The following is a 5,765-nucleotide window of genomic DNA, read 5'->3' as shown; positions in this document are numbered from 1 at the left end:
ATGATAGTGCTGCAACCAGTGTGAAAGTAGGTTATCGTCAGGCTAGTTATATAGAAAAGCCCCACTCAGTGATCTGAGTGGGGCTTTTCGCTTTGCGCGATCGCTTTATCGTGCTCACTCTTCGATGTGACGAGCACGGTGCGCCACCCCACCGCCAACGCCCGTGAATCTGGTGCACAATGCATTCATCAGCATTGTCATTTCAATCACGGGAACAGCATGAATGAACAGGTTGCACGCAATGTCGTGCTGGCGCGCGCGATCGAGCACGCCGATGTTGGCCATACCGTACTGAGCGACGACGATCGCAAGTACGCCACCCGCAGCGCACGCGAGCTCGCCGCATGGCAGGCTGCCGACAGTCATACGGCCGTCAACCAGCAGCACTTCCTGCAGCAGCGCGCCGAGCAAATCCTCAAGCGCCTCGGCGAACGCACGCCGGCCTTCGGCGCGTTCCAGCGCCGCGCCCCCGGCATGCGCGGGATCTGGTTTGCGCTGCCTTTCATCGCCTTCGTGCTTGGTGCCGCGCTTGACCGTATCGCCGACCCGCACCGGGTCGACTTGTTATCCGCTCCGCTCCTGATCATCATTGCCTGGAACCTGCTGGTGTACCTAGGCCTCCTGGTATGGGCGGTAGTGCCTGCTGCGCGCAAGAAGAAGAGCGGTGCGCCGCTGCTGCGTCGGCTGAGCGTAGGCAAGGCCGTCGCGCCACGCAAGCTGCCTACTGCACTGGCCGAAGGCGTTGCCCACTTTCTGGCCGATTGGGCCGTGCTCAGTGAGCCACTCACGCGTGCGCGCCTGAGCCGCACGGTGCATCTCGCGGCCGCCGGCTTCGCGCTCGGCGCCGTCGCGTCGCTGTATGCGCGTGGCCTGCTGACCCAATACGTGACTGGCTGGGAAAGCACTTTCCTCGACGCCCAGCAAGTCCACACGCTGCTGTCCTGGCTCTTCACGCCGGCACTGACTGTGTTCCCGTTCCTGCAAGGCTTCACGCTGGCCGAGATCGAGCAACTGCGCTTCGGCGGCAGTGCCGGCCTGCCGGTCGGCGAACGCTGGGTCCATTTGTATGGCGCGACGTTGCTGCTGCTGGTGATCATTCCACGCGTGCTGCTCGCGATTGTTGCCGGCCTGCGCGCCCGCCATTTGTCGCGTCACTTCCCGCTCGACCTCGACCAGCCGTATTACCGCAAACTGGCCGACAGCATCGGTACCAGCGCGCCGGCCGTGCTGCGCGTGATCCCGTACACCTACACACTCGACGAGCCACGCGACCGCGGCCTGTGGGCAATCGCAGCTTCGGCCCTGGGCGGGCAGGCGAGGGTGCAGCTGCTGCCATCGGTCGCCTATGGCATCGAACCGAAGGACGCACTGCGCGAGACGATGCTGAACGAAGCCGGCATCACGGTCACCACCGTGCTGTTCAGCTTAGCTGCGACACCGGAGAAGGAAAATCACGGCGCGCTGCTCGACTATCTGGTCAAGCATGTGCCGCGCGGTGTCGCCGTTCTGCTGGATGAATCGGCGCTGCTCGAACGTATCGGCGACCAGGTCGGCGCCGAACGCGCCGCCGAGCGTCATTCGCTGTGGCGGCAGTTCTGCAGCTTCCATGGTACGTCGGCCCATGTCGTCAATTTGCTCGAACCGGACAAGTATCCGCTTGAACTGGGTGCGGGCCTGACCCTGCCGGAGCTGCGATGATCCAGCCTGCCAAGATCCAGTTCGCCCTCGTCTCGCATACGAACAACGGCAAGACCACGCTGGCGCGCACGCTCGTTGGCATGGACGTCGGTGAAATCCGCGATGCTGCACACGTAACCCAGATTTCGCAAGGCTATCCGCTGCTGTCCACACCCGCTGGCGACTCGCTCGTGTTGTGGGACACGCCCGGTTTCGGCGATTCGGTGCGGCTGCACAAACGCCTGGCCATGGCCGGCAATCCGATCGGCTGGTTCCTGCGCGAGGTCTTCGACCGCTATCGCGACCGTCCGTTTTTCCTCAGCCAGCAGGCACTGCGCGCTGCGCGTGAAGAAGCCGACGTGGTGCTGTACCTGGTCAATTCGTCCGAGTCGCCACAGGATGCGGGCTATCTGCCGTCCGAGATGAATATCCTCGAATGGCTCGGCAAACCCGTGGTTGTGCTGCTGAACCAGATCGGGCCACCGCGTCCGGCCAGCGAAGAACAGGCCGAGCCACAGCGCTGGAAACAGCATCTGGCCCAGTACTCGGTCGTCAAGGAAGTGCTGCCGCTCGATGCCTTCGCCCGCTGCTGGGTGCATGAACACGTGTTCTATGAATCGGTCACGCACCTGATTGCAGCCGAGAAGCAGCCCGCCTACGCGCGCCTGCTGTCTGCCTGGGCGGCGCGCAATCGCGAGCGCTATGCAAGCGCCCTGCAGATGAACGCCGAACAGATTGCCGCTGCCGCGCGCGACACCGAGGCGCTGGAGGACCAACGACCGGGCATGCTGCGCAGCGCGCTGAAAGCAGTCGGCATCGGCAAGGACGAAGCGCGCCGCCAGGAGCTGGCGATGGCAGCGCTCGTACAGCGCCTGAACGACGGCATCAATCATGCGACGGCGCGCATGCTGTCCCTGTATCGCATCGATCCGGGGCAGGCGGTCGCTGTCAATGCGCGCGTGCGCGACAACTTCGCGGTCAACGCGCCAGTGGACAAGGCGCAGGCTGGATTATTGGGTGCGGTGGTGGCAGGTGCAACCACTGGCCTGTCCGCTGACTTGATGGCGGGCGGCCTGACGATGGGCGCCGGCGCGTTATTGGGCGCAATCGCTGGCGGCATCACTGCTGCCGGCGCCGCGTGGGGCTTCAATCAGGGGACCGATCGCAACCAGGCAAACGTGAAGTTCGCCGACCCATTCCTGCAGCAGATGCTGGTCGGCGCGATTCTGCGCTATCTGGCAGTGGCGCACTTCGGCCGTGGACGCGGCAATTATGTCGAAAGCGAAGCGCCGCCGTTTTGGCAGGCCGAGGCTGAGAGCGCACTGGCCGCCCGCGGTGTCGATAGCGCGCGCCTGTGGCAATCCGTGCGCGCCGCGCCGGACCTGGGCGCGGCCACCAAACTGGTGCAGGCTGTTCTGGTGCCGGCGGTGACGGCGACGCTCGCGCGCCTGTATCCGGATGTCGCGCTGCCGGGACAGGAGCCGCCAGCAGTTGCAGCGGCACCGGCGCCGGCCCCGGTGGACCTGATTAAAACTGATACTGCGCGCTGACGCCCAGTAGCCAGTTACTGCCAGGCGCCGCTTCGTAATAGCGGCGGTTGGCGTCGCCCACGATCACCGAGCCGACGTAGTCGCGGTCGAACAGGTTGTTCAGGCGCGCGAACTGGCGCAGGCGCCAGCCGCCAAATTGCTGGCTCGCCTGCACGCGGGCATTGACGACCGCGTAGCCCGGCGCTGTCTGCGCGGTATTGGTGTCTTCCGCATAAACACGGCTGTTGGCGACCGTCTCGAGCGCGACGCCATAACGGCCCGCCGCTTCGGTCCAGCCCAATTCGCCGTAGAAGCTCGACTTGGGCACGCCCGGCAGGCGGCTGCCCTTTGGCACGGCGCCGAAGCCTTCGTCGTAGATCGCATGCAGCATGCTCATGGCGATGCGCGCATTCCAGCCGGCGCCCAGCTCCGCGTCCACCGACAGCTCGCCACCCTGGCGCAGCGTGGCGCTCGCGTTGCGATAGCTGGTGCGGCCGCCCGACGATGCATCGACCACCAGTTCATCCTTGGTCTTTACCTGGAACACGGCGGCGTTGACGCGCACGCCGCGGGCCACCATCGCCTTGGCGCCGACTTCGAGGTGCGTGCCGATCGCCGGCTCTAGTGCGAAGTTGAAGCCACCGCCCGTGCCTGAATAGAACGACTCGTTCATCGTTGGCGTTTCGAAGCCGCGCGCCGCGCTCGCATACACGTTCAGCGTGGGCGAAATCTTGTACAGCACACCGACCAGTGGCGTCGTATGACGGAAGTCGGTGCCGCCGCTGTCGTTGCCGTTGGAGAGATACCGGTCCTCGACGTCGAAGTCCACGCGGCTGTGACGCAGGCCGCCGGTGAGCACCCACTGGTCGCGTTCCCATTCGACTTGCACGTACGGGTCGACGCTGGTCACGTCGTTCTGTTCATCGCGCCGCAGATTGCCTTTCACGCCAAAGGTCGTGCCGATGAAGTTCTCGAAACCTTGGCGCGCATCCTTGGATTGCGCCATTTCGAGGCCTGCCGTGGTGCGCAGCGTACCGCCAGCGACGGCGCGCACCGCACGCCAGTTGGCATCGATGCCATAGAAGTCGCGATCGAAATCGATGACGCCGCCCGAGTGCGTGGCCGGCGCCTGGAAGCCGCGCGAGAACGACTGGTACTGGATCACGCGGCGGTTGCCGCCGTAAGCCGTGACTTGCAGGCGATCCTGGCCGAAGCGCTGCTCGAATGTCGCGCCGAATTGTTGATGATCGATGCTCTTGCGCGTGTCATAACGATCGGCCAGCGTGCGCTGCGGCGATTGCGTATCGGTGGTGTCGATCTCGCCCGCGCGTGGATCGCGACGGAAGGTATCCCATGTCACGCCCAGTGGATCCTGCGTATCATCCTGGCGCAGTCCACTGGCCGTGATTACCAGGCGGCTGGTCGACGTTGGCTCGACCACCAGCTTGGCATAGGCCTGGTCGCGCGTGGCTGCGCTGTGATCGCGGTAACCATCGGTCTCGAAGCGCGACGCATCGATCAGATAGCCGATACCGCCGCTGCGGCCTGACGCATTCGTATCGAGTTTGCGCTGGCCGTAGCTGCCGCCGGTGAAGCTGGCTTCGATCGTCGGCTTGTCGGTCGGTTCGCGCGTGAACAGCTGGACGACGCCACCCGAGTGATTGCCATACAACGCAGAGAAGGGGCCGCGCAGCACTTCGATGCGCTCGGCGACATCGAGGTTGAAGGTCGCGGCCTGGCCCTGGCCGTCGGGCATGGTGGCCGGGATGCCATCGGCAACGAGGCGTACGCCGCGCACACCGAATGCCGAACGCGTGCCGAAGCCACGTGAGGAGATTTGCAGGTCTTGCGCGTAGTTTTCTCGATTGCGCACGACGACGCCCGGCACCGCCGCCAGCGCTTCAGAGGCGTTCACGCGCAACTGCGCGGCGCCGATCTGCGCCGCATCGACGACATCGATGGCGGCCGGCAGGTCGAAGCTGGTGTGTTCAGCACGCGCGCCACTGATGACCACCACGTTCATCGGATTGCGGATGTCATCGGCAAGGGCGGCTAGCGGCCAGCAGGCGCAAAGGGCGGCGATCGTGGTGCGGCGCAGGACAGGATGCTTCATTATTTCCCCAAAGTATTGCGAGCAGAGTGTGAAAGTTGGTCTTATATTATTTAACCGGGGAATATACCTTGGGCGCCAGAATTCTGCTGGGGACGCAGCCGCATGATGAAAACGTGCGGTGTGAAGATTCTTTTCTGGGAGGGCTTGCGCAACCCTGGGAAGGTTTGTTATAGTTCGCCTCCGCTTCGGCACCGACCGAAAAAGTTAACGTAATCAAGTGGTTACGGGAGCAAGGTCTACAGAGAAATCTAAGACGAAGCGAAAAGAAAGAGTTGACGAGATTTCAGAAACACAGCATAATCTCTCTTCTCTGCTGCAGCGAACAAAACGATTCGCTACCAACAGCAAGATGCACCGAATAAAGTTCTTTAAAAATTAACAGTCGATAAGTGTGGGCGTTTGATGAGGGTGCCAAAGACTTCGGTCTTTGATTACTTAAATTATCA

General features: G+C 63.3%; 3 protein-coding genes. 2 read left to right on the top strand and 1 reads right to left on the bottom strand.

Annotated features, from left to right (window positions below):
* The first annotated feature begins 219 nt into the window (after positions 1-219).
* Both HD842_RS23760 and HD842_RS23755 read left to right on the top strand, forming a co-directional pair.
* Positions 220-1,698 carry a DUF2868 domain-containing protein gene (locus HD842_RS23760; RefSeq protein ID WP_183558766.1) on the top strand — a complete coding sequence of 493 codons (1,479 nt, stop codon included), beginning with the start codon at positions 220-222 and terminating at the stop codon, positions 1,696-1,698.
* The gene (locus tag HD842_RS23755; protein WP_183558763.1) at positions 1,695-3,227 is read left to right on the top strand and encodes a DUF3482 domain-containing protein; all 1,533 of its coding nucleotides are present in this window, start codon (positions 1,695-1,697) and stop codon (positions 3,225-3,227) included. The genes HD842_RS23760 and HD842_RS23755 overlap by 4 nt, the downstream gene beginning before the upstream one ends.
* On the opposite strand, the gene HD842_RS23750 is transcribed toward HD842_RS23755, so the two are convergent.
* The gene (locus HD842_RS23750) at positions 3,205-5,319 is read right to left on the bottom strand and encodes a TonB-dependent receptor family protein (RefSeq protein ID WP_183558761.1); all 2,115 of its coding nucleotides are present in this window, start codon (positions 5,317-5,319) and stop codon (positions 3,205-3,207) included. The two genes, HD842_RS23755 and HD842_RS23750, sit on opposite strands and share 23 nt — an antisense overlap.
* Positions 5,320-5,765: the final 446 nt, after the last annotated feature.

The sequence above is a fragment of the Massilia aurea genome (genome assembly GCF_014200505.1).
GTDB lineage: Bacteria > Pseudomonadota > Gammaproteobacteria > Burkholderiales > Burkholderiaceae_D > Telluria > Telluria aurea_B.
Note: the sequence above shows the minus strand (reverse complement) of the source record. Positions and strands in the feature narration are given on the sequence as shown.

Coding starts and splice junctions, on each gene's coding strand:
- HD842_RS23760 (WP_183558766.1), top strand. CDS start 220: ATGAATGAACAGGTTGCACGCAATGTCGTGCTGGCGCGCGCGATCGAG.
- HD842_RS23755 (WP_183558763.1), top strand. CDS start 1,695: ATGATCCAGCCTGCCAAGATCCAGTTCGCCCTCGTCTCGCATACGAAC.
- HD842_RS23750 (WP_183558761.1), bottom strand. CDS start 5,319: ATGAAGCATCCTGTCCTGCGCCGCACCACGATCGCCGCCCTTTGCGCC.